This window comes from Vibrio minamisatsumaniensis, from assembly GCF_050337445.1.
Classification (GTDB): domain Bacteria; phylum Pseudomonadota; class Gammaproteobacteria; order Enterobacterales; family Vibrionaceae; genus Vibrio; species Vibrio artabrorum.
In genome coordinates this window covers 1-26623 of record NZ_JAKJSY010000033.1, presented here as the reverse complement: position 1 = coordinate 26623, position 26623 = coordinate 1, and the positions used below count along the sequence as shown (strand labels likewise).

At 44.5% G+C, this 26623-nt stretch carries 21 protein-coding genes and 1 pseudogene; 8 read left to right on the top strand and 14 right to left on the bottom strand.

Annotated features, from left to right (window positions below; all coding sequences use genetic code 11):
• Window positions 1-112: 112 nt before the first annotated feature.
• Window positions 113-1733: pseudogene (locus L4B77_RS09255) on the bottom strand (methyl-accepting chemotaxis protein).
• A gap of 178 nt (window positions 1734-1911) precedes the next feature.
• Entirely contained in the window at window positions 1912-3345 is a 1434-nt protein-coding gene (locus tag L4B77_RS09250; RefSeq protein WP_429749979.1) for a sodium-dependent transporter, read from the bottom strand.
• 365 nt (window positions 3346-3710) lie between these two features.
• On the opposite strand from L4B77_RS09250, the gene cls reads away from it, so the two are divergent.
• Window positions 3711-5165, top strand: coding sequence for a cardiolipin synthase (cls, locus tag L4B77_RS09245; protein ID WP_261839385.1), 1455 nt, complete (start codon window positions 3711-3713; stop codon window positions 5163-5165).
• A gap of 191 nt (window positions 5166-5356) precedes the next feature.
• Window positions 5357-6541: a cystathionine beta-lyase gene (locus L4B77_RS09240; RefSeq protein WP_372040628.1), complete on the top strand. Its 1185-nt coding sequence runs from the start codon at window positions 5357-5359 to the stop codon at window positions 6539-6541.
• A 118-nt stretch (window positions 6542-6659) separates the two neighbouring features.
• On the opposite strand, the gene L4B77_RS09235 is transcribed toward L4B77_RS09240, so the two are convergent.
• The 7 genes from L4B77_RS09235 to pspA form a co-directional block, all read right to left on the bottom strand.
• A complete protein-coding gene (locus tag L4B77_RS09235; RefSeq protein WP_261839383.1) occupies window positions 6660-7226 on the bottom strand; it encodes a DNA-3-methyladenine glycosylase I in 567 nt (188 codons plus the stop codon).
• 66 nt (window positions 7227-7292) lie between these two features.
• Complete coding sequence (locus L4B77_RS09230; protein ID WP_429749976.1) at window positions 7293-10403, bottom strand: efflux RND transporter permease subunit; 3111 nt, start codon at window positions 10401-10403, stop codon at window positions 7293-7295.
• Complete coding sequence (locus tag L4B77_RS09225) at window positions 10396-11481, bottom strand: efflux RND transporter periplasmic adaptor subunit (RefSeq protein ID WP_261839381.1); 1086 nt, start codon at window positions 11479-11481, stop codon at window positions 10396-10398. Before L4B77_RS09225 ends, L4B77_RS09230 begins: the two co-directional genes overlap by 8 nt.
• Before the next feature lies 1 nt (window position 11482).
• Complete coding sequence (locus tag L4B77_RS09220) at window positions 11483-12517, bottom strand: efflux RND transporter periplasmic adaptor subunit (protein ID WP_429749974.1); 1035 nt, start codon at window positions 12515-12517, stop codon at window positions 11483-11485.
• 157 nt (window positions 12518-12674) lie between these two features.
• A complete protein-coding gene (gene pspC / locus L4B77_RS09215; protein ID WP_261839379.1) occupies window positions 12675-13061 on the bottom strand; it encodes an envelope stress response membrane protein PspC in 387 nt (128 codons plus the stop codon).
• Window positions 13054-13287: an envelope stress response membrane protein PspB gene (pspB, locus tag L4B77_RS09210; RefSeq protein ID WP_261839378.1), complete on the bottom strand. Its 234-nt coding sequence runs from the start codon at window positions 13285-13287 to the stop codon at window positions 13054-13056. The genes pspC and pspB overlap by 8 nt, the downstream gene beginning before the upstream one ends.
• Before the next feature lie 14 nt (window positions 13288-13301).
• Window positions 13302-13973, bottom strand: coding sequence for a phage shock protein PspA (gene pspA, locus L4B77_RS09205; RefSeq protein ID WP_429749971.1), 672 nt, complete (start codon window positions 13971-13973; stop codon window positions 13302-13304).
• 297 nt (window positions 13974-14270) lie between these two features.
• Here pspA and pspF point away from each other — a divergent pair, with 297 nt between their 5' ends.
• From pspF to L4B77_RS09175, 6 genes are all read left to right on the top strand, one after another.
• A complete protein-coding gene (gene pspF / locus L4B77_RS09200; protein WP_429749969.1) occupies window positions 14271-15293 on the top strand; it encodes a phage shock protein operon transcriptional activator in 1023 nt (340 codons plus the stop codon).
• Window positions 15294-15395: 102 nt separating this feature from the next.
• The gene (gene sapA, locus L4B77_RS09195; RefSeq protein ID WP_429749967.1) at window positions 15396-17018 is read left to right on the top strand and encodes an ABC transporter substrate-binding protein SapA; all 1623 of its coding nucleotides are present in this window, start codon (window positions 15396-15398) and stop codon (window positions 17016-17018) included.
• Window positions 17018-17980, top strand: coding sequence for an ABC transporter permease (locus L4B77_RS09190; RefSeq protein ID WP_429749965.1), 963 nt, complete (start codon window positions 17018-17020; stop codon window positions 17978-17980). Before sapA ends, L4B77_RS09190 begins: the two co-directional genes overlap by 1 nt.
• Window positions 17967-18854, top strand: coding sequence for a putrescine export ABC transporter permease SapC (gene sapC, locus L4B77_RS09185; RefSeq protein ID WP_429749963.1), 888 nt, complete (start codon window positions 17967-17969; stop codon window positions 18852-18854). Before L4B77_RS09190 ends, sapC begins: the two co-directional genes overlap by 14 nt.
• A complete protein-coding gene (locus tag L4B77_RS09180) occupies window positions 18854-19852 on the top strand; it encodes a peptide ABC transporter ATP-binding protein (RefSeq protein ID WP_261839372.1) in 999 nt (332 codons plus the stop codon). Before sapC ends, L4B77_RS09180 begins: the two co-directional genes overlap by 1 nt.
• Entirely contained in the window at window positions 19852-20640 is a 789-nt protein-coding gene (locus L4B77_RS09175) for a peptide ABC transporter ATP-binding protein (RefSeq protein WP_429749960.1), read from the top strand. The genes L4B77_RS09180 and L4B77_RS09175 overlap by 1 nt, the downstream gene beginning before the upstream one ends.
• A gap of 155 nt (window positions 20641-20795) precedes the next feature.
• Here the strand turns inward: L4B77_RS09175 and L4B77_RS09170 are convergent, their stop codons facing one another.
• The 5 genes from L4B77_RS09170 to torE all read right to left on the bottom strand — a co-directional run bounded on the left by L4B77_RS09170 (window position 20796) and on the right by torE (window position 26360).
• On the bottom strand, window positions 20796-21185 hold the full coding sequence (locus tag L4B77_RS09170) for a DUF2750 domain-containing protein (protein WP_004734596.1): 390 nt from the start codon (window positions 21183-21185) through the stop codon (window positions 20796-20798).
• Between the two features lie 149 nt (window positions 21186-21334).
• Complete coding sequence (locus L4B77_RS09165) at window positions 21335-22240, bottom strand: manganese-dependent inorganic pyrophosphatase (RefSeq protein ID WP_429749951.1); 906 nt, start codon at window positions 22238-22240, stop codon at window positions 21335-21337.
• A 216-nt stretch (window positions 22241-22456) separates the two neighbouring features.
• Entirely contained in the window at window positions 22457-24919 is a 2463-nt protein-coding gene (gene torA, locus L4B77_RS09160; protein ID WP_429749949.1) for a trimethylamine-N-oxide reductase TorA, read from the bottom strand.
• 24 nt (window positions 24920-24943) lie between these two features.
• The gene (gene torC / locus L4B77_RS09155) at window positions 24944-26125 is read right to left on the bottom strand and encodes a pentaheme c-type cytochrome TorC (RefSeq protein WP_429749947.1); all 1182 of its coding nucleotides are present in this window, start codon (window positions 26123-26125) and stop codon (window positions 24944-24946) included.
• A gap of 52 nt (window positions 26126-26177) precedes the next feature.
• Window positions 26178-26360 (bottom strand): trimethylamine N-oxide reductase system protein TorE, encoded by a 183-nt coding sequence (gene torE / locus L4B77_RS09150; protein ID WP_261839368.1) that lies wholly within the window; start codon window positions 26358-26360, stop codon window positions 26178-26180.
• Window positions 26361-26623 lie beyond the last annotated feature (263 nt).

The following is a 26623-nucleotide window of genomic DNA, read 5'->3' as shown; positions in this document are numbered from 1 at the left end:
ACCCAGATTCCAGCAACGAAAAAGCCCAACTCACTCAATAAATATTGAATCATTGGGCTTCTCTTTTCATCGTCCACTTACACGGTTAGGTCTCTATCCCTTCCAATGCGAATTAAGCAAGTTTGAACTTATTAACCAAGGCTTCTAGCTCAGCAACCTTTGCATTCAAACCTAAAGTGTTTTCAGAGCTGCGGGTAGCCAGCTGTAATGACTGTTCAGAGATGTCACTGATCGCGGTAATATCGGCTGCAATTTCTTTCGTTACCGCTGTCTGTTCTTCGGCTGCTGTCGCGATAGAGTTAATCATACTTTGCACGTTACCTGCACCGCTGACAATTGCTTCCAATGCTGAAACCGCTCCGGAACTTTGCTCGACCCCAATCTCAACCAAGCGGCAGTTATTTTGAGTAAAGGTGACCGCTTCTTGTGTTCCGGATTGAATCGACTGAATAATGCCAGACACTTCTTGTGTTGCTTTCGTGGTTCTCTCAGCTAGCGCTCGAACTTCATCCGCTACAACCGCAAAACCACGTCCAAACTCACCCGCACGCGCCGCTTCAATGGCTGCATTCAAAGCTAATAGGTTGGTTTGCTCAGCAATATCTTCAATGACTTTAATCACGCTGCCAATCTGCTCACCGTGTGAACCCAGTGTATTCATTTGCAGAGACATATCGCTCATTTGAGTCGACACTTGCTTGCTGGATACTCGCCACCATCTCAACAATCACGTTGCGGCCATCTTCTGCAGACGTTTCAGATCGACGAGCTTCTTCATAAGTAGAAGTGCCTTGTTGCGCGACTTCAGATATAGTCAAACTTAGCTCTTCAGCTGCCGTTGCAATCAAGTGAGCCTTATCCGCTTGAGCGGAAGCACCAGAAACAATGTCGTGACTGATGGATGATAGCTCACCGGTCACCGATTGAACTTGATGAGTGACAGAAGAGATCGACTTCAAAAGACTGACTAGTGATTTTTGCATCTGATTAACAGACATCGCCAGATCCGCTAACTCATCACCGGAATCATCAACGATATCCTCGGCTGTCAGGTCACCATTTGCTACTCGTCGCGCAACTTGTTCAACACGAGTTAAACGGTTAGTAATAGAACGAGACAATAGAAATGCGATACCACAACCAAACAAAATAGCGATCGCCGACAATGTCATGATGGATCGCTCAATAGCTTTAAGTGAATCGGTTAAAGTTGACAAAGATAGACCGGTGTCCTTTCTCTCACTCGCAGAAGCTTGACTTAGCATAGTCTCAATTGGAATCAGGTTTTGTTCGTACAGGGTTCTCAGCTGCTTAATATTGGACAACATCGCCACGTCATCGTGAATCATCGGCATAAGCTTATTTTCAAATACTTGAGTAAAATTCGCCATCAAGTCTTCGATTTTCTGGATTCGACGATAATCATCAGAGCCTCGGCTTTCTAGAAGCTTTATTTGTTCAATAGATTGAGCAAAATCGAGCTTACTCGAACGATAATCGTTCAATGCATTATCAGCATGTGTGAGCGCTGCCAACGCATCACGGTATACATCTCCAGCGTCATCAATCAATAGAAGGTAAGTGATGGTACCGGGAACATCATCCGTTCTAACTTCATCGGCGCTCTTATACGCGTTACTTACTTCTAACCACACAACGCTAGCCAACGCTATTAGCACCGCTAATATTGCCCCAAACCCTAAATAAAGTTTCTTTCTTACAGATAATTTCACACTAAACCTTCTTAAATAAAAACACCGACTCAAACAGTCCTCAATACTCATTATATCGGCTAGATGACGGATAACTTTAGCGAGCCTCGCTTTTTATTTTTCGCTGATAATTAAGTATTAGGCATAAAAAAAACGGAAGCCTTTCGCTTCCGTTTTTTATTGACTTAACTGACTGCAATTAAAACTTTTTAGAAAATAATGCAGCGACAGCGATGATACCAATACCCAGTAACATGATTGCACCCTTACCGCTTTCGAAGCCAGAAGAGATACCCATGAACGCAACAATTGCGATAGCCACAGGGATGATAAACTTAACAAGCGTGTACCATAAACCGAATAGAGGGAAAGAGATCTCACCATCGTTAGTGATTTCTTTCTCTAAATCGGCACGGTTAAGTCTCCAACCAGCGAAGATACATACCAACATACCGCCAACAGCAAGGAAAATCTTATCCGTTAGTAGATCGAAGATATCAAATGCACCTGTATCAAACAGCGTTGGACCAAAACCACCTAGAGACAGAGAAGCGAAGATACATAGAATTGCCATAACGATACTTGCAGACAGCACAGCCGTTACACGCTTCATGCCTTTCTCATCGATTAAGTAAGCTACCACAACTTCCAGCAAAGAGACTGAAGAAGTGAGTGCAGCAACACTTAAAGCCACGAAGAACATCAAAGCAAATACAAGACCAATTACACCACCCATTTCAGCGAATAGCTGTGGGACAACAACGAAAACCAAACCAGGGCCCGCAGCAGGCTCCATGCCAAATGCGAACATAGCAGGGAACATCGCGATACCAGCAAGAATCGCAACCACGGTATCCATTGCTGTTACCATTGCCGTAGTCTGAATTAAGTTCTCTTTCTTCTTAAGGTAAGAACCGTATGTCATCATACAACCCATACCAAGGCTTAAAGAGAAGAACGCTTGACCTAGTGCCGCTAAGATAACGTTGCTATCAACTTTAGAGAAGTCTGGGCTAAACAGGAAGTTGATACCAGCCATCGCGCCTGGGAGCATGATGCCTTTAATAGACACAATAATAAGGATGACAAAAAGAAGTGGCATCAAGACCTTACCGGCCTTCTCAATACCACCAGAGACACCTTTTATCACGATAACGATATTCAGTAGTAAGTATAAGCCCATCCACATTAGAGGTTGCACTGGATCTGAGATAAAGCCACCAAAGCTATCACCGATCACTTCAGGCGTATCCAGAAGACCGCTCGCAATTTTACCAATGTAAGCAATTGACCACCCGCCAACGACTGGGTAGAAACCCATGATAAGCAAGCCACTGATCACACCAATAACACCAGCGAATGTCCAACGACGGTCTGTCGATTTAAATGCTCCTACTGCTGATTTTTGCGTATGACGACCAATCGCAAATTCAGTTAGCATGACGCTAAAACCGATAAATATTACAAAAAACAGGTAAATCGCAACGAAGGCACCGCCACCACTTTCGCCAGCTGTGTATGGAAATTTCCAAATATTACCAAGACCAACAGCAGAACCTGCTGCAGCCATTACGAATCCTAACTTCGAACCCCAGGTATCGCGGGGTGTTGTGGGTGTATTACTCGTAGCCACGTGTACTCCAAACTTTTGTGTTATATGATGTTATGTATTGCTTTGAGTGGCGTCTTTAAAAGATAAGGTGTAAAAACGGTTTACACACCTAAAAATTTGGTTGACGCTCATTATTTTACAAGTAAACCAGTTTAAGAATAAAATTGGAAGTCCGAACCGTACATATTTCGTTACCTATGTAAAAATTTATGACCGAACGGCTAACTTTCGCACAAAGCAATCGTTTTCCTGTTTTGTTAACCTAAACCTAACAACTAAAACTTGAGCTACATCCTCACTCCATTTTGTAAATAGTTGATTCGTTAAATTCCCATATCCATGAAATAGCATTACTATCTAGCTATCCCTTTTTTCGAGTATTCGATGTGGAAAAGCTCTACCATTTTTTAACTTTAGCTTCTGTTGGCTTGTACTGGGTTCTCGTAGCCGGTGTAACGTTTCGTGTCGTACTAAAACGACGCTCTGTTAGCGTTTCGCTTGCGTGGCTAATGGTGATCTACATTATCCCAATTGTTGGCGTCGCTTGTTATTTCCTATTCGGCGAGCTAAATCTAGGCCGAAAAAGAGCTGAGCGCGCACATCACATGTTTGCTCCTTTCGAGGCTTGGTTTCGCCAATTAAATGATTGCCAAGTTCACCTTCCCGGCGAAGTCGGTTCTCCAATCCACAAAATTGATGAACTCTGTAACAATAGAATGGGGATACCGGCACTTAGTGGTAACACGCTATCATTACAAGCGTCACCCAACGAGATCCTACACTCAATCATTGAAGACATAGAAAATGCACAAACCAGTATCAAGATGGTTTTCTATATTTGGCATCCCGGAGGCCTAACCGACTCTGTAGCGTCCGCCCTTATTCGCGCGGCTAAACGCGGCGTCGATGTTAAGGTTTTACTGGATTCAGCCGGCAGCCCTCGTTTTTTCAAAAGTCATTGGCGATCAATGATGGAGAACGCGGGAGTCCAAGTCGTACAAGCTCTGGAAGTCAGCCCATGGCGTATTTTTTTACGACGCTTAGATTTAAGACAGCATCGTAAGATCATCGTGATCGACGAATCCATCGCCTATACCGGTTCAATGAATATGGTCGATCCCGCGCATTTCAAACAGAGTTCAGGGGTTGGTCAATGGATCGACGTCATGGTTCGAGTGACCGGTCCGACCGTTAACGTGCTGTCGGCCATCCATGGTTGGGATTGGGAAGTTGAAACAGGCGAGCGAATTCTTCCCGATTTGCCTGAATGTCCGATTGAAGAAATAATGACACACCACCCTGTTCAGGTGGTTCCGTCCGGGCCGGGCATGCCCGAATATTTGATCTTACAAGTGTTGACCATTGCCATCAATCAGGCGAATCGTTCTGTTCGGATCACCACCCCCTATTTTGTTCCAAGTGCCGACTTGCTTGAGACGCTTAAGATGACCGCTCAGCGTGGGGTCAAAGTAGAGCTTATCATCCCCCATAATAATGACTCATTGATGGTCAAATGGGCATCTCGTGCCTTCTATACTGAACTGCTTGAAGCTGGCGTAAAAGTCTATGAGTTTTACGGTGGCCTTCTTCACACAAAATCGGTAGTGATCGATGAGGAGTTTTGCTTAATTGGTACCGTCAACATCGACATGCGTAGCCTATGGCTTAACTTTGAAGTGACGCTTGCTGTTGATGATGTGCATTTCACCAAACAATTATTTGATCTACAACAATCCTATATTGAATCGTCTCATCCAGTGGAATTAGATATTTGGGAGCAACGAAACTTACGCAATCGCTTTTTTGAAAGATTGTTCTATTTATTTAACCCATTGCTTTAAAATTCGTAAGTTCGCCGACTGACGATGATTCCGGCTCCCCTCCTACCGTTCGCTTTTTAACGTTTCCCTCTCAAAGGCGGAAAATATTAAAATGCGGAATAAAAACAGTAAAAACTCACGTTATCCTCTTGCTTTAATGGCTACTCGCATGTTTTAAATAGGGCATAACCGATTGATAAGGAATTCACAGTATGTCCGAGAACAAAACCACTAAGCTCATCACCGCAGGTCGTGATAAGAAGTGGACGAATGGTGTTGTTAACCCACCAGTGCAACGCGCTTCAACTGTTGTGTTTAACTCAGTAGAAGAAAAACGCAAAGCTACGATAAATCGTGCTAACAAAACACTTTTTTACGGACGTCGTGGAACAAATACACACTTTGCTTTTCAAGATGCAATGGTTGAAATAGAGGGCGGGGCAGGGTGCGCACTGTACCCTTGTGGGACCGCTGCTATTTCGAATGCCCTCCTCTCTTTTGTAGAAACCGGTGATCATATTTTGATGGTCGACACTTGTTACGAACCTACTCGTGATTTTTGTGACACCATCATGAAGAAGATGGGGGTAGAGACCACCTACTACCCACCGACTATTGGTGAAGGTATTCAAGACCTCATCCAACCAAACACCAAAGTGTTGTTTACCGAGTCCCCAGGCTCAGTCACTATGGAAGTTCAAGACATTCCAACTCTCGCACGTATTGCCCACGAGCATGAGATTATCGTTATGCTTGATAACACTTGGGCTGCAGGTGTTAACTTCTCAGCGTTTGATTTTGGCGTTGATATTTCAATCCAAGCCGCAACCAAATACATTGTTGGTCACTCTGATGTGATGTTAGGTACTGCTGTCGCCAATGAGAAATGTTGGGACCAGTTAAGAGAGCAGAGTTACTTGATGGGGCAATGTGTCTCACCTGATGATGCTTACCTTGCACTTCGTGGCATTCGTACACTTGATGTTCGACTACGCCAACACGCAGAGAATAGCTTGAAAGTAGCGAAATGGTTAGAAACTCGTCCAGAAGTCGACCATGTACGTCACCCAGCTCTTGAATCTTGTCCTGGTCATGAATTCTTTAAACGCGATTTCACGGGTGGCAATGGCTTGTTCTCTTTTGTGTTAAAAAGCTCAAATACTCAAGCTACCACGGCACTGCTTGATGGGATGACACATTTTAGCATGGGGTATTCTTGGGGGGGGTTTGAGAGTTTGATCCTCGCTAATGAACCCAACAGCTTTGACAGTTTGAGAACTGTAGCCAATCCTAATTTCGAAGGTACCTTAATCCGCGTTCATATTGGCTTAGAGGATGTCGATGACCTGATTGCCGATCTCAAAGCCGGTTTAGAGCGCTACAGCGCTTTGATTTAGCCTAAATGTAAAATCAATCGTTAAAAAAGGCAGGGATATCCTGCCTTTTCTGTAAAACGGAGCCATTAAAACCTTCGCTCCTACGGCATCATTTCTCACCATAAAATGGACGATACGTTTATTTTCGAGGGCAGCCTTGCACATGGTCATTCACCATACCGGTTGCTTGCATAAACGCGTAACAGATGGTTTCCCCCACAAACTTAAAACCTCTTTTCTTCAAAAACTTGCTCATTGCTTTAGATTGCTCAGTAGAAGCCGGAACTTGAGACATCTCAGTCCACGGATTATCAACCACCTTGTTGTCGACAAATTGCCATAAGGCATTTGATAGAGAACCGAACTCTCTCTGTAATTCAAGCGTCGCTCGTGCATTATTGTATACCGACGCAATCTTACCCTTGTGTTTAACCACATCGAAGTGTTCAATGATGTGTGGCACGTTGTCTTCATTGAACTCAGCTAACTTGTTGAGGTCGTAATCATCAAATGCGGCACGATAGCCTTCACGCTTTTTGAGGATCGTAATCCAGCTAAGACCCGCTTGTGCTCCCTCTAAGGTAATGAACTCAAACAATATTTGGTCATCGTAAACAGGTACGCCCCACTCCTTATCGTGATACTCCCTTTCAAGTTCGTGTTTAAGCGCCCATGCACATGTTTTATCGGCTGAACTTGTTTCCATATCTATGGTCCCTTCCCATCGTTACAGATAAAAAGAAAGCCCTAAATTAGGGCTTTCTTTCAAAGGTTAATTGACTTCGATTTTGTGAAATAAGCGATACAGTACAGGTACTACGATCAGCGTCAACACTGTTGCAAACCCCAAACCAAACATGATGGTAACCGCCATTGGTTTGAAGAAGATATCTGGCAATAAAGGGATCATACCAAGAATGGTGGTGATCGCCGCCATGCACACTGGACGAACACGGCTTAACGCAGCATCAACAATCGCGATATAGGGATCTTTACCTAATTTCATTTCGATTTCAATTTGATCAAGCAGTACGATACCATTTTTGAGTAGCATGCCAGATAAGCTCAAGAAGCCCAACAGTGCCATGAAACCAAATGGGGTATTTAAGGCCAGTAATCCCGTTGTAACCCCTATCAACGCCAATGGCACCGTTAGCCAAACAATCAGTGGTTCTTTTACCGAGTTAAACAAGAACACGGTAATCAAGAACATAAACAAATAACCCAAAGGCATAGTGGTAAATAATGAGGCCTGAGCATCGGCTGACGACTCATATTCCCCTCCCCATTCCAGTGAGTAACCTGGTGGCATCTCAATCGCTTCAATTTGGGGTTGTAAACGTTTCTGTAGAGTCGACGCTGTTTCTTCACCCAGTAGATCCGGGTCCGCCATCACTGTCAGCATACGCTTACGGTTTTTACGGATGATCAGTGGATCTTCCCATTCTAGCTCATAACCTAACGTGACTTGTTGCAGGGGAATGTATTCATTTAATGCTGGGCTCCAGATCTTCATACCTTCAATATTACGGATATCGACACGTTCATCTTCAGGTAAACGCGCCACAATAGGCATTAGCGTCGTACCATCACGGTACACACCAATCGACTTACCCGAAAAAGACATCGCTAAGAAATCATCAACGTCAGATTTGGTAATACCATAACGACGCGCTTGGCTTTCGTTGAATTGCGGCGCTAATACCTTCGTTCTTTCACGCCAATCGTGACGGACGTTAAATGCACCGTCGTCGGCTCGCATAATATCCATCACTTGAGCAGCAATTGAACGCAATACTGTCGGGTCAGAGCCCACGATTCGTGCTTCAATTTTCGCGCCACCACCAGGACCTAATTCGATTTGCTTCAGTTTGTAATCGATTTCCGGAAACTGACCGTCTACATGCTCACGAAAACGCCGCATCAACCCTTCAAGCACTTCATAACCTTTCACTCGAACCGTTATCTCACCGTATGCACTGTAACTTTTCTCTGGCGCATAAGTGAGCATGAAACGTTGTAGACCTTTACCCGCGGTTGTCGTGATATGTTCAACTTCACCCTGCTTAGCTAACCAACTCTCAAGCACTTTAAGCTTGGTATTGGTCGCACGAATATCGGTACCTTCTGGCATCCAAACATCCACTTGGAACATAGGTGTTGTTGAAGAGGGGAAGAAGGCTTGTTTCACAAAACCAAAACCGTAAACACTTGCACCTAAACCAATGACCAAAACGAACATAGTGAGCCATGCACGCTTCATACAAAACTCAAGGAAATTTTTGTAGATAACAAAAACCATCCCGTTGTATGGATCTTTCCCTTCGCTATCTGGGTCAACCTTCTGGCCTCTGAAGAAGAGGTCTGCAAAGAACGGCGTGAGCGAGATGGCAGTAAACCAACTCAGCATCAAGGAGATAAGTAGAACCGTAAACAAGGTGCCACAGTATTCGCCCGTTGCATCTTCAGACAAACCAATTGGAGCAAAAGCCGTTACCGCAATAACAGTCGCCCCCAACAGCGGCCATTTAGTTTGGGTTACGATATCGGTGGCAGCCTGCATTCGGGTCCGCCCCTTCTGCGTGCCGATCAATATCCCTTCCACCACCACAATGGCGTTATCCACCAGCATCCCCAAGGCAATAACCAATGCGCCCAGTGAAATACGTTGAAGGTCGATTTTGAAATACTGCATGAAAATAAAGGTGCCGAAAACGGTCAACAGCAATATCAATCCGATCAGCAATCCCGATCTTAGCCCCATAAAGAACAGTAACACTATGATGACGATCGCAACCGCCTGTCCTAAACTCACCACAAATCCACTGACCGATTTATCCACCTCTTTGGGCTGGTTATAAACCTCAGAAATGTCGATGCCGACAGGCTGTTGATATTTTAGCTCGGCCAGTCTTCGATCAAAGGCTTCGCCAACTGCAACCACGTTGACCCCTTGCGCAAAAGAGACACCAAGGTTGAGTGCGAGCTTGCCGTTATAGCCGATAATGTTACTGGGAACTTCAACATAACCACGGGTGACATTTGCCACATCTTTGAGATAGATGAGACCTTGAGCGCCACCTTCTGTCAGAATCAAATCTCCAAGCTGTTCAACATTCTGGAACTCACCCGTTGGATGGATTCGAATGTATTCGTCGCCAATTCTGACCGCACCAGCACTTGATACAATGTTTTGAGTCGATAAAAGGTTGAATACTGTGCTTGGAGAGAGACCTAGAGAGCTTATTCGTTTCATCGATATCTCAATGAACACTTGCTCTTGCTGTTGGCCAGAAACGGAGACCTTACTGACTCCATCGACCAACTCAAGCTCTCGCCTTAGGTAATCAATGTAATCGAGCAGCTCTTTGTAGCTATAACCATCACCCGTCACCGCCAGCAAAATCCCGTAAACGTCACCGAAGTCATCGATGACTTGAGGATCATTGACGCCGGGTGGCAGTTCAACCTTAAGATCATTCACTTTTCGGCGAAGTTCATCCCAAATTTGCGGAAGATCATCCGGGCCATAGTTATTCTTCATCGTCACCGTTACCTGAGACAGGCCACGGCTAGAGATAGAGTTCACTTCGTCGACATAGGTAAGCTGTTGAATCGCTTTCTCTAGTGGGTAAGTCACTTCCTCTTCCACCTGCTGAGGCGTTGCTCCGGGATACGAGGTGACAACCATTGCATCTTTGATGGTAAAGGCAGGATCTTCTAAACGACCCAGACCGAAGAACGCAGAAACACCACCAATAAGAAAGATCAGAGATAGCATCCAACTAATGACTTTGTTACGTATAAAGTAAGAAGCCACACCTGTGATCTGATCATCACCCTGTTGATCGTCATTTTGAGGCTTGTTATTTACTTCACTCATTGTTCGTCTCCTGAGACAATACTTCCACTGTCATCCCATCTCGCAATCGCGATACGCCTGCAACAACGACATGCTGCCCCGTTTCTAATCCTTTCATTATCTGCAATGTTTTCTGATTTGCTTTTCCTAACACCACTTGCTGCTTCGAGACGGTATTGTCGCCATTAACCACCCACACATAAGAGTTCTGGCGCGTTAACTCATCGCCATCGCCATTAAACACCGCCTCAATGGGAACCAATACTCCTGCTTTCAAATCCAAGCCGATGTCGCGTCCGCTTGACGTCACTTCAACCGCCATACCGTCAAGAATCAAATCATCGGCTGGCATAGGTAACGCAAGTGTCACGGTAAAGGTACCGGTACTGGGATCTGGCTCGGTCGTGAACTCTTTAATACTCGCGGTGTACTCATTACCGCTTGGCACTCTCACCACGGCTTCAACATTCGAGTGCAGTGTTTCATTAGGTTGATTGACATAAATTTGATCGGGAAGTTGTATCACCACTTCGACATCTTCCACACTGTGGATATTGACAACCTGTTGGCCAACCTGAATATTTTCATACTGATCGACACTGACTCTAGAAATAATCCCATCGACAGGAGCTCGAAGTTTCGTGAACGACAAACGCAATGTTGCCAATTCAAGTTCGGCATACGCAATTTGACGTTGAGCTGCAATTTCATCAAACTGAGACTTGGCTAATAAACCTTTTTTTACCAATGGGCTTGAACGTTGGTATTGACTATTTATTACGGTGTATCTCGCCTGAGCATTGTCCACATCTAATTGATAATCGGTTGGATCTAGCTCTGCAATTATGTCTCCTTTAGATACGCGTTCACCCTCTTTCACATCCAACTTATTTATTTCACCTGCAACTCGAAAACTGAGGTGCGCTTTCTCTGCGGCATTAGCGACGGCCGGAAAATAGAGCTTATCGCTAAAATCGATGACCGAGATCTCAATCGCTTTGACCAAGGGAGTGCTATCGACGACCACCACTTGTTTATCTTCACAAGCCGTCACTAAAGCCAAGCATGACAGTCCTACGACTACTTTTAGCGTTTTCATGTTATAGCCCCCTCTCCTTGATCCACTCACGAACTTTGACACCCGCTTCAAGACCATTAACACCCGAAACTACAACACGATCGCCATCGTTTAGACCTGACACAATATGACGCTTGTCATCAATCACAATGGGCACGTTTTCAACAATGCCGTCACTATTCACGCGCCATACTGACACCTCATCTCCATTGGTCATCATTGCCGACGTTGGAATTTTCGTCGCCGCTGTTAGTGCTGAAACCAAATTAACCGTGCCAGACATGCCCGGCAAAATACCGACATCATTGGGTCTTTCCATGACCATGGTGACTTTGTATGAGCCCGTTTTCGGATCAGCTTCAGTATCGATTTCTTGGAATGTTAGAACGTAAGAATTGTCAGGGAACGCATCAAATACCATCGTAGCATCCGTCTCAAACCCTGAAGAAAAGCGTGTAATAAGTTGGTCGGGCAATAAGAAGACGACTTTGAGTATTTGATTGGTTTGAATATTCATTACACCTTGTTTGGCTGCAATGTATTCATGATTTTCAGCTGGAATAATAGAGATGGTGCCATCGTATGGCGCGACCAAGGTGGTATAACGTACATTGGCTTTTGCTTGGTTAAGCAGGGCTCTTGCCGAATTGTGATTGGCTTTCGCTTGATCAAAATCTTGCTCCGACACCACACGATCTTTACGTAACTTGATGGAACGTTGATATTGAACATCAGCAAGCTTAAAGTTGGCTCTCGCTTGCTTCTCTAATAGTTGGTATTCATCAGGATTAAGCGTTGCAAGTCTATCGCCCTTGCTAACCCTTTGCCCAGAAGTGACGTCAATGGTTTGTAATAACCCTGGGACACGAAATGCAAGCACTGCCTTATCACCGGCTTCAGTGGTCGCAGGAAAGGAACGCTCAAAGGCATTGTTGCCCACTGAGACAGTGAAAAGTTTAGCGGGTCTAGAATCGGGGTCAGGTACGGGAGGAAGCTTCTTACCACACCCAGACAACCCCAATAAGGTTGCCAATAGGACAGCGTAGGCTCTATACATTGATGTTGATCCATATTAATACGTATTATTACAACATAGATTAATCAAATGTAAGTTACCAGTTATCACAATGTTTATTTAGACAAAATTATTAAAAAAAATAACGGCTTGGGATAAATTTTCCTAAACCATTATCAATTCATTTTAAGATGTTTCGCTACATGTCTTTAAATGCGCGTTCAACGTTGAAAGTATCTGAGGTTACGTAAGCTTCTATATTACGCGTACGAGTCTCTAACTGTTGAAAGTCACTCTCTAACGTATCCAATAATGATTCTGCTGTCTGGCCTTTCTCCCACGGTTTTTGCTTGAGCGTGTGCTCTTGTTTCGCTTTCATTTTATCGACGTAACGAGCAGGCTGTTTTTCAATCATCAATGTCAAAGCTAAATACGCGAGCAAGACAAGGAAACTGCCGCCCAAGAGCGCGGCTGAAATAACTAAAATTCGAACCAACCAAACTTCAAGGCCAAAGTAGTTCGCTAAACCCGCACATACGCCAGACAATTTGCCGTTAATGGGATCCCGATACAGTTCTCTATTCATAGTTTCGTCTCCAGTTAGGCGACTCCGCATCCAATATTTTTTCTAGTGTTTTCACGCGTTCTTGCATCGATTCAGCTTGCGCAGAAAGCTTATGCAAGCGCTGAAGATCTTTCTCTGACAGACCGTTACTGGATTTTTTCTTGCTGCGGTAATGTAAGAATAGCCATAGCGGAGCCACAAAGATCAAGAAGACTATTAATGGACCTGCAATTAGAAATGTTGACATAGAAAACTCCTAAATTATTGATCGCGTTTTTCAACTTGTTGCTTCAATTTCGCCAACTCTTTTTCGATTTCATCTTGAGCTTGTAGCTCAGCAAACTCTTGATCTAAAGATTTGGCATTACCCGTTTTGGCGTAAACGTCCGCTTCCGCTTCTAATTCATCCACTTTACGCGAGAATTGCTCAAATTTGGTCATTGCTTCTTGGGTTTTGCTTGAATGCAGATGTTTTTGAACATCACGACGATTGCTCGCAGCATGATTACGGATCATTAATGCTTGCTGTTTCGCACGAGTTTCTGCGATTTTTGTTTCAAGCTTGCCAATCTCACTGGTGAGCTTTTCGATGGTTTCATGAACCAAAGTTTGCTCTGTGTGAAAGCTTTTGATGATCTCTTCCAGTTTCTGTTTTTCGATTAAAGCTGCTCTTGCCAGATCTTCACGTTGCTTGGTTAGCGCTAGGGTCGCTTTGTTTTGCCAATCGAGAATCTGAGTTTCGATAGCGTCGACTTTGCGCGCAAGCTCTTTCTTATCGGCGATGGCTTTTGCCGAATTCGTTCGAACCTCAACCAGTGTGTCTTCCATCTCTTGGATAATCAGGCGAATCATCTTTTCAGGATCTTCAGCCTTATCTAATAATGCACTGATGTTTGAATTTACTATGTCTGCAAAGCGAGAAAAAATACCCATGGGGAACTCCTTAATGACCATAATGACAAATGTGTTTAAAATCGTGATTCAACAGATCCACTCACTCGCCCATAATTTAAGCTGTTGTTTAAAGCTACTTTAAGTAAAGCAAATAGTGCGCCAAACTTTAAACCTCGTATTATCATAAAGTTACAATCAAATGGTAATAAGCTCGAACCATGCTATGATGAATTTAGCCAAGTATTGGTTTTTTTCACCACTACTCTCTTATACAAGTGGTTCAAATAAAGCACGCTCAACACATTCATTCGCGCTCAAGTCTCACAAGGACCCACTATGCAGCAGAATCTTATCGGTGAATCCCCTAGCTTTCTCTCTGTTTTAGATAAAGTGTCTCAACTCGCCCCCATAGAAAGGCCCGTTTTGATTATTGGAGAGCGCGGGACAGGTAAAGAGCTGATTGCTCAAAGGTTGCATTACCTTTCGAGGCGCTGGGATCACCCCTTGATCGCCTTAAACTGTTCAACGCTTAGCGAAGGCTTGATTGATTCTGAATTGTTTGGCCACGAATCAGGGGCATTTACGGGTTCAAAAGGTCGCCATCAGGGGCGTTTCGAAAGAGCAGAAAACGGAACCCTATTTTTGGATGAATTAGCAACAACGCCGCTTGCCGTCCAAGAGAAACTATTGCGCGTGATTGAATATGGTCAGTACGAGCGTGTTGGAGGCCAAAAAGTGTTAAGTGCCAATGTAAGACTAGTCTGTGCCACCAATGCTGACTTACCAGCAATGGCACTCAAAGGAGAATTTAGGCCTGACCTTTTAGACAGGCTTGCTTTTGATGTCATTACCATACCGCCTCTTCGTGAAAGAAAAGAAGATATCACCTTGCTTGCCGAATATTACGCCATCAAAATGTGTAGAGAACTCGAACTGGACCTCTTTGTTGGCTTTGCCCCATCGGCAGTGAGCGCACTACTCGATTACTCATGGCCCGGAAACGTTCGAGAACTCAAAAACGTGGTAGAGCGAGCTATCTACCAACATGGTAAGAACCCCTATCCTATTGAATACTTGGTATTTAACCCATTTCAGCCAGCATGGAAGCATAACCAAGATTTCGTTCAGACAATTGGCAATGGGCCAACCAACAGTCATACTTCATTAGAGAACTCTTTTTCTTTGCCTCTCGACTATAAAGCTTGGCAAGAACAACAAGATATCCAACTGCTCAATCAAGCTTTAGCGCAAAGTAAGTATAACCAGAAACAAGCCGCCGAATTACTTGGGTTAACCTACAACCAATTAAGGGGAATGGTGAGGAAATACGCGATTGTTGGACAAGCAAACGATAAATAGCAACCCACACGGGATTATTATTTGGAGCCGAATAAATATAATGTTAAATTATCCGGATCTTGAGGCTTCTCTTGTGCCTCGTTTCGAAAAGTATTTCTTTTTATGAAAGCACTAATAAGACTATCACTAAGTATCTTGACGCTGAGCTTGTTAGCCGGATGTGGTGAGAGCGTGGATCACGGTAAAATTCGTGAAAAAGGGTTTATTTATTGCGGTCAAGGCGATCCTAGTACCTTCAATCCGCAATTGGTTGATAGTGGTATCACTTCAGAGTCATTAAGCCCTCAAATCTTCGATACCTTGCTCACCCTTGACCCGATAACCTACCGACCAAAAGAGAACTTGGCAACCCGTTGGTCTGTTGATGAATCAGGTACAGAGTACACCTTCACTCTTCGCCCTAATGTTGCGTTCCAAACCACGGAATGGTTTACCCCTACCCGCAGTATGAACGCTCAAGATGTTGTTTTTAGTTTTAAACGCATCATTGATAACTCAAATCCATTCCATTATGTGGGTGGAGGTTTGTACCCTTGGTTTGCAGGAATCGACTTCCAAAATCTAGTTGTCGATGTCACAGCGCTTGACGATTTAACCGTAAAATTTCAACTAAGCCATCCAGACAACTCATTTCTCAACAATATAGCCACCAGCTACGCGGTCATTCACTCTAAAGAATACGCTGATAAACTGATCGTTGCGGACGAGAAAAATGAGATCGATTCCAAGCCTGTCGGCACCGGTCCTTTCTACTTAGATGAATACAAAATCAATGACTTAGTGCGCCTGAAAAAGAACAAGAATTATTGGAAGGGTGACGTGAAAATGGACCAAGTTGTATTCGACACGTCACAACGTGGAACGGGCACGCTGGCTAAGCTTCTTCGCCATGAATGTGATGTATTAAATTCACCCATTTCTAGCCAGATCCCCATTATTCAAGCGAATAAAGAGTTACAAATATCGGTGACGCCTGCTGTTAATGTCTCTTTTATTGCGCTTAATACCGAACGCCCAGCACTGCGGGATTCTCGAGTCCGTAAAGCACTAAACTTGGCCATCAACCGTCAAAATATTCTTGACTCGGTTTACTACGGTACGGGCACTAAAGCATATTCATTACTGCCTCCTACCTCTTGGGCATATCAAAAAGACAGCGTACAAGTTCGCTATGACCGAAACTACGCAGTAGCACTGCTTAAAGACGCGGGAGTTAAACCCGGATTAGAACTTTCAATGTGGGTGCCTCTAGAGCCTAGAGCTTACAACCCTAGTCCGAGAAAAACGGCAGAGTTGATCCAAGCGAACTTGGCAGATATCGGTATCACCTTGAAGCTCTACACTGACGATCGCTTCGATCGCACCCAGCTTTCCTCTATTGGTTCAACAGACCTACTTCTCACAGGTTGGATCGGTAATACCGGTGACCCCGATAATTTCTTGCGCCCTCTGCTCTCATGCAGTTCTGAACGCGCCGGACTCAATGTCTCGATGTGGTGTAATTCTGACTTTGATTTCCTTCTAGATTTGGCGCTGGAGATCAATCAACATAGGCACCGTGCAAACTTATATTATCAAGCCCAAAATATATTGAATGAAGAAGTTCCTGTGATCCCCCTCGCTCACGGTGTGCAATTTCGTGTACACGATAGTTCACTGACTGGCTTCAAACAGAGCCCGTTCAATGCTCAACCTTTTGATAACGTCAGAAGAGAGGTGAACTGATGTTTTGGTATACATTAAGACGAGTCAATTTATTTATTATTACTCTTGCGATCCTCACTTTAGTTGGCTTCTCTTTGTTAAGACTAGGCCAACAATCACCTTGGGCAATTCAAGATTTCTGGCCTGGTTGGATTAGCTATATAACGGAATTATCGACACTGAATTTTGGCCTCAGTAAACATAATGTACCAATTATCGATGAACTCGCGGTCGTCTTCCCCGCAACGCTAGAACTGTGCTTCTTTGCCTTTGTGCTCGCACTCTTCGTCGGGATACCTTTTGGTACTATTGCTGGTATGAGACAAGGAAAATTTGTCGATACAACCATCTCGTTTACCTCTATGGCAGGCTACTCTGCGCCTATATTTTGGGTCGCCTTGCTAATGATCATGGTATTTTCGCTCCATTATAAAATATTTCCCGTTGGTGGCCGGTACGATCTGCTTTATGAGATTGAACACGTAACAGGGTTTGCAATTGTTGATGCGTTTTTCTCAGAGGGTCGATACCGAGCACAAGCATTGCAAAGTGTTATCGAACATATGGCCTTACCTTGCCTCGTGTTAGCATTAGCGCCAACGACTCAGGTTATTCGACTGATGCGTGCATCCGTGGCCGAGGTAATGAAACAAAACTACATCCGCGCTGCACGAATTAAAGGTCTTTCAACAAGAGAGATCGTCACGCAGCACGTATTAAGAAATGCGATCCCACCTATCATTCCGAAGGTCGGTGTTCAGCTATCGAGTATGTTAACACTCGCAATCATCACCGAGTCTATCTTTAACTGGCCAGGGATTGGACGCTGGTTGTTAGATGCGCTATCGAATCAAGATTACGTTTCGATTCAAGCCGGTGTCATTGTGGTAGGCACCCTGGTGTTGACTGCAAACATTCTCTCAGATCTGTTAGGCGCAATGGTGAACCCACTGGTAAGGAAGGAATGGTATGCTAACAAATAACGTCTACCAAGAAGAACAAGTTCCTACCCAGTTTGAACGTTTCTGGCGCAGCTTCCGTGCCAACAATCTCGCCATGTTTGGGTTGTGGTGCTTAATCATCATAATCCTAGTGACGGTCACTTCGCCTTGGTTAGCCCCCCATGATTCTCAAGAGCAAACCGGGCACCTTTTGACCCCTCCATCTTGGGATCCAACGGGTACAGTTGAATACTTTCTCGGCACTGATGATTTGGGCAGAGATATACTGTCTCGGTTGATTATCGGTTCTCAGTTAACCTTTGGCGCTGCTGTTATCATTACTTTCATTGCAGCTGTAATCGGATGTTTGATTGGTGTCCTCGCCGGTATGACACGTGGCCTCGTATCAAGCACGCTCAACCACTTGCTTGATACTGTGATGTCGATTCCCTCTCTGTTACTCGCGATTATTTTTGTCGCGTTTCTTGGCCTTGGTGAATTTAATATTTTGCTTGCCATATGTTTGGCATTGATACCGCGATTTATTCGTTCGGTCTACATTGCCGTACATGCAGAAGTCGAGAAAGATTATATTCTGGCCTCTCGCCTCGATGGTGCGAACGACTTCTATCTGCTATGGAACTCTATCGTTCCTAATATTCTCACCGTCATAGCCCTTGAAATTACGCTGGCACTGTCAGTGGCGATTCTCGACATCACGGCTTTAGGCTTCTTAGGTCTTGGCGCCCAAGCTCCAAGTGCTGAGTGGGGAGCGATCTTGGGGGATTCGGTGGAGCTGATTTACCTTGCACCATGGACAGTGACTCTGCCTGGCCTCGCTATTATGTTTACAGTGATTGTGGTCAACCTTGTCGGTGAAGGTGTTCGCCAAGCACTAAATGCAGGAATCGAATAATGCCGTTACTTGACATTCGACATCTGACGATTGAGATTGAAACCCCTCAGGGGATGGTTCGAGCCGTCGACCGAATGAGTATTACTCTGAATGAAGGTGAAATTCGCGGTCTCGTTGGTGAATCTGGCTCAGGTAAAAGTTTGGTCGCGAAAGCCATTGTTGGGGTTTGTAAAGAGGGCTGGAAAGTCTCTGCTGACCGAATGCGCTTAGGTAATATCGATCTGCTACAACTGACTCCAAAAGAGCGACGTCGAGTGATTGCGCGCGATATTGCGATGATCTTCCAAGAGCCTTCCTCTTGTCTTGACCCCTCAGAAAAAGTGGGACATCAACTGATAGAAGCAATACCATCTTACGCGTTTGACGGGCGCTGGTGGCAACGATTTAAATGGCGTAAAAAACAGGCCATCGCGCTACTGCATAAAGTCGGTATCAAGCATCACTCACGTTTAATGGACAGTTACCCTTATGAGTTAACAGACGGTGAGTGTCAAAAGGTCATGATCGCAATGGCTATTGCCGCAAAACCGAAAGTACTGATAGCCGATGAGCCTACCAACGATTTAGACCCTATAACCCAGTCTCAAATATTGCGTCTATTGAGCCGAATGAACCAGGTCAATAACACGACCATCATACTGATCGGCCATGATTTAACGACTATCACTCAATGGGCAACTCGCATTACCGTGATGTACTGTGGTCAATCGGTCGAATCAGCTGATACTCAGAAACTCTTAGAGACACCAAAGCACCCTTATACTGTCGCATTACTAAAAGCGATGCCCGATTTTAATGACTGGATCCCTCACAAAGAAAAGCTTCAGTCATTGCCAGGGTCGATTCCGCCACTGCAACATTTGCCGATTGGCTGTCGATTGGGACCCCGTTGTCCATACGCACAGAGACAGTGTGTAGAGATCCCATATACTCAACGAATCAAAAATCATAAGTTCAATTGTCACTTCCCTTTGAATATGGAGAAGAAAAAGAAATAATGAGTGCCTTATTAGAAGTCAGTGACTTATCTAAAAACTTTACAACTCGCTCTGGTCTTTTCCGTAAAAAGATTCATCAGGTAGTAAAACCGGTAAGCTTTACTTTGGAAGCCGGACAGACGATTGGTTTTATCGGACAAAATGGTTCTGGTAAGTCAACATTAGCAAGAATGCTGGCGGGGATGGTTGAGCCGACAGGTGGCGAGATCCGCGTGAATGGAGAAAAGCTTGAACACAAAGATAACTCGACTCGTTGTAAGCTCATTCGTATGATCTTCCAGGATCCGAATACATCATTGAACCCACGAATTCAAATTGGCCGCATTCTTGAAGGCCCCTTAAAGCGAAACACCAATATGTCTTCGCAAGCCCGAATGCATCGTGTAAAAGATACATTATTACGCGTTGGCCTGTTACCTGAACACGCTTATTTCTATCCTCAAATGCTTGCTGCAGGCCAGAAACAAAGGGTATGTTTGGCGCGAGCTTTGATTCTTCAGCCCTCAATCATTGTTGCTGACGAAGCATTGAATGGGTTGGATATGGCGATGCGCTCACAGATAATCAATCTCTTCTTAGAACTGCAAGAAGAGATGGGCGTATCATTCGTGTATGTATCTCAACATATTGGGATTATTAAACATATCACCGATAAAATCATCGTTATGCACGAAGGTCACGTCGTGGAAGCAGGTGAAACTCAACAGGTGTTGTCTCAACCGAACCATCAGATCACACAAAGACTAGTGGAAAGCCATTTCTTCAAAGCACCGAACCATAACCTATAGCCCCTCCATCACCATAACAATTAAAGTTTGGGGAAGAATCTATACTGTATCAATGGATTGGGTATTAACGAAAATACGTTGGAAACAACCGAGATGAGATAACGGAAAGATAGCGCTGCCTAACAAAGGCAACGCTGGCTCACGATGTGACTGTATTAACGCTTAGCAGCCTGCTTTTTCAATTCGAAGTCGAACTCATCCGGGAATAAGATAACGCCTTCTTCTTGCTCGTTCGGGAATACAACAACAGCAAGCTCGTCGTCTTCTAGACCGTTGGTCCAGCGACTGTGCCATTTGTTCAACGAAATAGACTCAGCTTTACACTCAGACCAATCACCCGTTGCCCATGATTCTGCGAACTCTTGATTTGGCCATACTGGTACACAATCTTCATCTTCTGTATTCAGCATTACACAACCGTGTTCATCGGTTAAGATCCATACTTCACGGTTTGCTACGATCTCTTTCACACAGTATTTCAGGCGTTGCTCGCCGGTATACTTGTTGATTTCAGCGATTTTTTTATCGTCTAGCTGTGTAGTCATCTTCATTTCCTACTTTAGTCAGTAACTTTGTTCTTAAAGCTATTTTATGCCGAGTGTTTTTAACTTCAAACACTATCGATGAAGAAGAAAGTCTACTTCAAAGAAAAACGCCTGCTAAAGTAGCAGGCGTTTATTATTAAGCGACTTGATTAAACAAGCTCACCTTGTAGCCAAGGCCAGCCTTGCTTCTTACGACTTAATGTATTTTCCATCATCAATACGCCGTCTTTCTCATGCTTAACCAATTTCTCAGCCCACTCACCTTTGTATAGAAGACGAGTTTGAGCAGTCGTGATGTCTGTTAACATTACCGCAGCGAACGCTAGACCATCTTTCTCACAACGCTCTTCAAGATCCGCTTCTAGCGCTTCGATCATGCCATCTACTTGCTCAAGAGTCGCAAGTTCAACTTGACCAACAACAACATCGCGACCGTTGAATGGGTAGCCTTTCAGGTCTTTTTCTACTAGCTGTGCAGCCGATAGACCTTCGATGTTTGTCTTAGCGATTAGAAGCGCTTTAATGAATGCATCAACGTCAGTTACGCCAGCGATTTCAGCAAGCTCAGCAACGGCGTCTTTGTCTTTTTGAGTACAAGTTGGAGAAGCGAAGCCAACAGTGTCTGAAAGAATTGCAGACATCATTAGTTTAGCGATTTGTTGAGAGATTGCGTGACCTTCAATCTTGAACATGTTGAAAAGTACAGTGTTTGTACAACCCACAGGCCAGATCCAAGCTTCCATTGGGTTGACTGTCATCACGTCGCCTAGACGGTGGTGATCGACAATACCTACGATCTCTGCATCAGCAACATCATCGGGTGCTTGTGCTAGGTCTGAGTAGTCTACTAGCCAGATTTTCTCACCAACAACAGAAGTACGAAGCTCTGGCTTTTCAGCACCAGCGACTTCTAGAATGTGTTGAGTTTCGCGGTTGATCTCGCCTTGGCGAATTGGTGTCGCTTCCTCGCCACGAGCTTTAAGAAGCTCTGTTGCAACTAACGCACTACAAATACTGTCACTATCAGGGTTTTTGTGACCAACAACTAAAATCATGTTTCTTCCTATTACACTAACAATTATGACTCTACCTATAGAGCCTCTCTTTATTAGCCACATTTTACCCTATTTTTTTAGATTGGTCATGTTTCGTAAGTTTCCCAAATAGTAACAATCGATAAAAAGGCCGGGACCACAAAAACAAAAAGCCCCTGTAAAGATACTTACAGGGGCTTTAATTCAAGCGCTAATCTTGGTTCTTAGGTGCAAGACTTAAGAAACTTCGATTGGACCACCGAATGAAGTGACTGGAGGCAGTTTGCCTTGGAACTTCTCGAAGTCTACCAAACATGTGTTTGCTGACGTTGCTTGAGCCAGTTCAGACGTACCGATATCTTGAGTCAGTGTGTTTGGATCGCCGTATGTATCTAGCGCCCCCACTTTCTCGTTGATCGGGCCGTACCAAGCACCTTCTTCGATACGAACAACACCAGGAGCGTAGCTATCCATTAGAACAGCACCTGCTAGTAGTTGACCTCGGTCGTTGAATACACGTACTACGTCGCCGTCTTTGATGCCTTTCTTCTTGGCATCTACTGGGTTGATGTAGATTGGCTCACGGCCTTGTACCGCGTAAGTCGCTCGCCACTCTTCAGATTCACACATCTGAGAATGAAGACGCTTGTCTGGGTGACAAGATTGTAGCCAGTACGGGTGTTTATCAGAGCCTGGACCACCGTGGGAACGTTCAGATTTCTCGAACCACATTGGGTGTTCTTGACAGTGCTCGTAACCCATATTGCCAACAGTACGGCTTGTGATTTCGATGAAACCAGAAGGCGTACCTAGTGCGTTGATCTCTGGGTCTTCACGGAATGAAGCGTGACGAGTCCATGGCTTACCTTTACCGAAATCTAGGAAACCTTTCTCCCAGAACTCAGCAAACTCTGGCATTTCGAACTTGCCTTGGTTTTCCGCACGACATTCATCATACAGAGATTTAACCCACTGCATTTCGTCCATACCACGCGTGTAATCGTCGTAACGACCCCAACGCTTAGTCAGGCTAGACATGATCTCGAAGTCAGTCTTAGACTGGAACAGAGGATCGACTAGCTTGTGCATTGCGATCAAACCACGGCCAGAGTATGCGCCGTAACCATCAATATCGTTACGTTCCCACTGAGTACATGCTGGCAGCACGATGTCAGAGTGACGACAAGTTGCAGTCCAAGCGAAATCAACAGCCACTACCGTTTGTAGGCTCTTGAATGCTTTACGCATCTTGTTGCGATCTTGGTGGTGGTGCCACGGGTTGTTACCACTGAAGACCATCATCTTGATGTCAGGCAGTGTCACTGTTGCGCCGTTTGCTTTGATCTTCTTACCTGGCTCTAGCAAGCTATCAACCCAACGAGCAACTGGGATTACGCGGCTGTAACCGTTATAATCTGTGTTGGTATACTTAGGCGATTGACCTTGGTCGATATTCAGTGGGAATGAACCCGGAGCAGCGAAGCCAGTTGAAGAGACACCGATACCAGAGTAGTGGTGACCGTAAGAGATACCACCGCCAGGTAGACCAATTTGGCCAACCATTGCTGCGATAACTGCACACATCCAGTAAGGCTGTTCACCGTGCTCTTGACGCTGGATACTCCAACCAACAAGAATCTGCGTACGACCATTAACCAGCATCTTAGCGAAGTCACGGATAGAGTCCGCGCTTGCGCCACAGATAGCAGAAGCCCATTCTGGAGTCTTCTCAACTTTGTCTTTCGTTTCACCTTGAACGTACTTAATGAAATCTTCAAAACCGAGACAGTAAGTTTCGATGAACTTCTTGTCGTATAGGCCTTCGTTGTAAAGAACGTGAGCAACACCCAGCATAAACGCCACATCAGTTTGTGGGTTGATGTACATTTGCTCGTTTTCTAAATAACGGCCTGTTTTGTTATAAACAGGGTCAACAGAAACAACGTTGATCTCTTTGTTAGCAACTTTTTCTTTCAGCTGTTCTAGGTATGCGAACGACTCATGAGTCTCACATGTCCAACCTACTTGCAGGTTCTTAACTGGATCGTTACCCCAAAGCACAATGTTGTCACTGTTTTCGAGGATAAGTTCCCAAGATGTACCTTGTGCATAAACTTCAGTCGAACCTAGCACGTAAGGCATGATCGTTTGACCGGCACCGGTTGAGTAGTCACCGATTTTCTTCACAGAGTAACCGTGAAGTGCCATTGCACGTTGCATGTGGTTCGTACAGCTGTGGAACTGACCGGTTTGTCTCCAACCTGTTTGACCGGTGTGAAGCGCCCATGGACCGTAATCTTTCTGTACGCGCTCTAACTCGCGGTAAACAAGATCTAGCGCTTCATCCCAAGTCACACGAATAAAGCGGTTGTTACCACGCGTGTCTGCGCTGTACTTATGCTTCTTCAACCAATCGAGGCGAACCATTGGGTAACGCACACGTGATGGGCTGTAGATAATACCTTTAATACCTTTCAGCATCTCTGTTGGGTGCTGATCGATTTCTAGCGGTTTAATTTCTTGTACTTTACCCGCATAAACGCGAGCTCGGAATGCACCCCAGTGAGAACCAGAGACTTTCCACACGCCGTCTGTTTCTGCTGCTGAAGCCGATGCTGACGCCAATAAGCTAGGACCGATAACCGATGCCGCACTGGTTGTCGCGACACCTTTCAGAAAACTTCTTCTTGTAATTGCCATTGTGTTACTCCAATTGACGTCTTATTAGTGATGGCCTTCAGAAAAATCCGATGAGTGCTTCTGTAGATACTTAAGAACCAGAGCTTCTGTATCTGTATCGAAGTTAACGAACACAATCATACCATCAAGCATGCCTACCCAACCGTTAGCGCTGAAGTGCGCTTCATCTGGCTGTGAGTGACACGTTGAACAGTTAGATTGGTACGCTTGACCCGCTGCGTTCCAGATTGGATCGAAGTTATCAACCATAGACTCTTTCTTCATCCAAAGTGCTAGGTTAACTTCTTCCCATGGCAGGCCAGTAAGTTTATCTTCTTTCTTCTCACCAACAGTGATGACGTCACTTTGAGAGACTTCTTTCGTCAAGATTGCCGTCGAGATGTTCATACCAAAGTCTTCTTGGATTACACGACCAAAGCCTTTCGCTTTACGCCAACCGTCGATCTGAACCTTGATCATGTCGCCTTTTTCGTCGATCACCGCAACTTTACTTGCAGGGCTTAGTAGACCCGCTTCAACTTCAGCCGTCTCATCTGTATACATTGGTAGGTGACGAATTGAGATCACATCAGAACCATTTGCGTAAGATGTGTGACTTGCTACATTTTCTAGCTCACCAACAATACCGCTTGCTGCTGCCATATCTAATGGAAGGTTGTGTGCTATACCTTTGTGACAATCAACACAGCTTTGGTCACGCTCTGCCGCATTCTTCATCTGGATACGCGCTGTTGGGCGCATGTTGTCGAAATCCATTGAATCGTAGTTGTGGCAGTTTTTACACTCTAGAGATTTGTTCGAAGAGAAACGATCCCATTCGTGCTTAGCCAATTCGATACGACGAGCTTCAAATTTCTCAGGTGTATCTAGGTCACCAAAGACTTGAGCGAAGACTTCTTTAGATGCTTGCATCTTACGAGCGATTTTTGCTGTCCATTCGTGTGGAACGTGACAGTCCGGACAAGTAGCACGTACACCAGAAGTGTTTTTCCAGTGAACCGTTTCTTGCAGTTCTACGTATACATTGTCACGCATGGTGTGACAGCTTACACAGAACTCTTCTGTATTTGTGTGTTCCAGAGCTGTGTTAAAACCGCCCCAAAAAATAACACCGGCAATAAAGCCACCCATAGTGAGTACACCAAGACTGATGTGTACCGCTGGGCGAGTCATTGTGCGCCATAATTTAACTAAAAATGATTTCATGTTTAGCTCTCTTAAAAAATAGTTCTATTAAAAATGGGATAGCAAGAGGGCACTACATGCCACCATGTGCACCTGGAGGACCGAATACAAACACTTGTAGAGCCCAAACAATGAAGCCGTAACCTCCAACAAAAGCCACACTTAAGATTGGAAAGAGAACCACCGCAATGAAAAGGAAAGACTTCCATTCCAACGAACACTTTTCGCCAGTTTCAATTTTATTAACATCACTCATACATTTTGCCTATTTTGTATTTAGTAATTTCGAGTAACCCATTCTAAGGGGCTAAAGTTCTTGAGTATCTAACAGTGAATTTTAGACCATACTCAAAGAAGGGTTCAATCAAATGTCCCTTTATAGCCCTTGCTAATCAACACTTTTTTGAGGTCATCCAGAGTTGTTTTCAGTTAAACAAACTTATTAAAAAGTATTAATAAATATGAAGAATTAAGTGTTCTTTACATTTGTTAAAAAACAACAAAGAGACTACATTGATG

Bases quoted from the DNA above. Each gene is read 5' to 3' on its own strand.
- L4B77_RS09240 (WP_372040628.1), top strand. From the start codon at position 5,357: ATGTCCGAGAACAAAACCACTAAGCTCATCACCGCAGGTCGTGATAAG.
- L4B77_RS09235 (WP_261839383.1), bottom strand. From the start codon at position 7,226: ATGGAAACAAGTTCAGCCGATAAAACATGTGCATGGGCGCTTAAACAC.
- L4B77_RS09230 (WP_429749976.1), bottom strand. From the start codon at position 10,403: ATGAGTGAAGTAAATAACAAGCCTCAAAATGACGATCAACAGGGTGAT.
- L4B77_RS09225 (WP_261839381.1), bottom strand. From the start codon at position 11,481: ATGAAAACGCTAAAAGTAGTCGTAGGACTGTCATGCTTGGCTTTAGTG.
- L4B77_RS09220 (WP_429749974.1), bottom strand. From the start codon at position 12,517: ATGTATAGAGCCTACGCTGTCCTATTGGCAACCTTATTGGGGTTGTCT.
- pspC (WP_261839379.1), bottom strand. From the start codon at position 13,061: ATGAATAGAGAACTGTATCGGGATCCCATTAACGGCAAATTGTCTGGC.
- pspB (WP_261839378.1), bottom strand. From the start codon at position 13,287: ATGTCAACATTTCTAATTGCAGGTCCATTAATAGTCTTCTTGATCTTT.
- pspA (WP_429749971.1), bottom strand. From the start codon at position 13,973: ATGGGTATTTTTTCTCGCTTTGCAGACATAGTAAATTCAAACATCAGT.
- pspF (WP_429749969.1), top strand. From the start codon at position 14,271: ATGCAGCAGAATCTTATCGGTGAATCCCCTAGCTTTCTCTCTGTTTTA.
- sapA (WP_429749967.1), top strand. From the start codon at position 15,396: ATGAAAGCACTAATAAGACTATCACTAAGTATCTTGACGCTGAGCTTG.
- L4B77_RS09190 (WP_429749965.1), top strand. From the start codon at position 17,018: ATGTTTTGGTATACATTAAGACGAGTCAATTTATTTATTATTACTCTT.
- sapC (WP_429749963.1), top strand. From the start codon at position 17,967: ATGCTAACAAATAACGTCTACCAAGAAGAACAAGTTCCTACCCAGTTT.
- L4B77_RS09180 (WP_261839372.1), top strand. From the start codon at position 18,854: ATGCCGTTACTTGACATTCGACATCTGACGATTGAGATTGAAACCCCT.
- L4B77_RS09175 (WP_429749960.1), top strand. From the start codon at position 19,852: ATGAGTGCCTTATTAGAAGTCAGTGACTTATCTAAAAACTTTACAACT.
- L4B77_RS09170 (WP_004734596.1), bottom strand. From the start codon at position 21,185: ATGACTACACAGCTAGACGATAAAAAAATCGCTGAAATCAACAAGTAT.
- L4B77_RS09165 (WP_429749951.1), bottom strand. From the start codon at position 22,240: ATGATTTTAGTTGTTGGTCACAAAAACCCTGATAGTGACAGTATTTGT.
- torA (WP_429749949.1), bottom strand. From the start codon at position 24,919: ATGGCAATTACAAGAAGAAGTTTTCTGAAAGGTGTCGCGACAACCAGT.
- torC (WP_429749947.1), bottom strand. From the start codon at position 26,125: ATGAAATCATTTTTAGTTAAATTATGGCGCACAATGACTCGCCCAGCG.
- torE (WP_261839368.1), bottom strand. From the start codon at position 26,360: ATGAGTGATGTTAATAAAATTGAAACTGGCGAAAAGTGTTCGTTGGAA.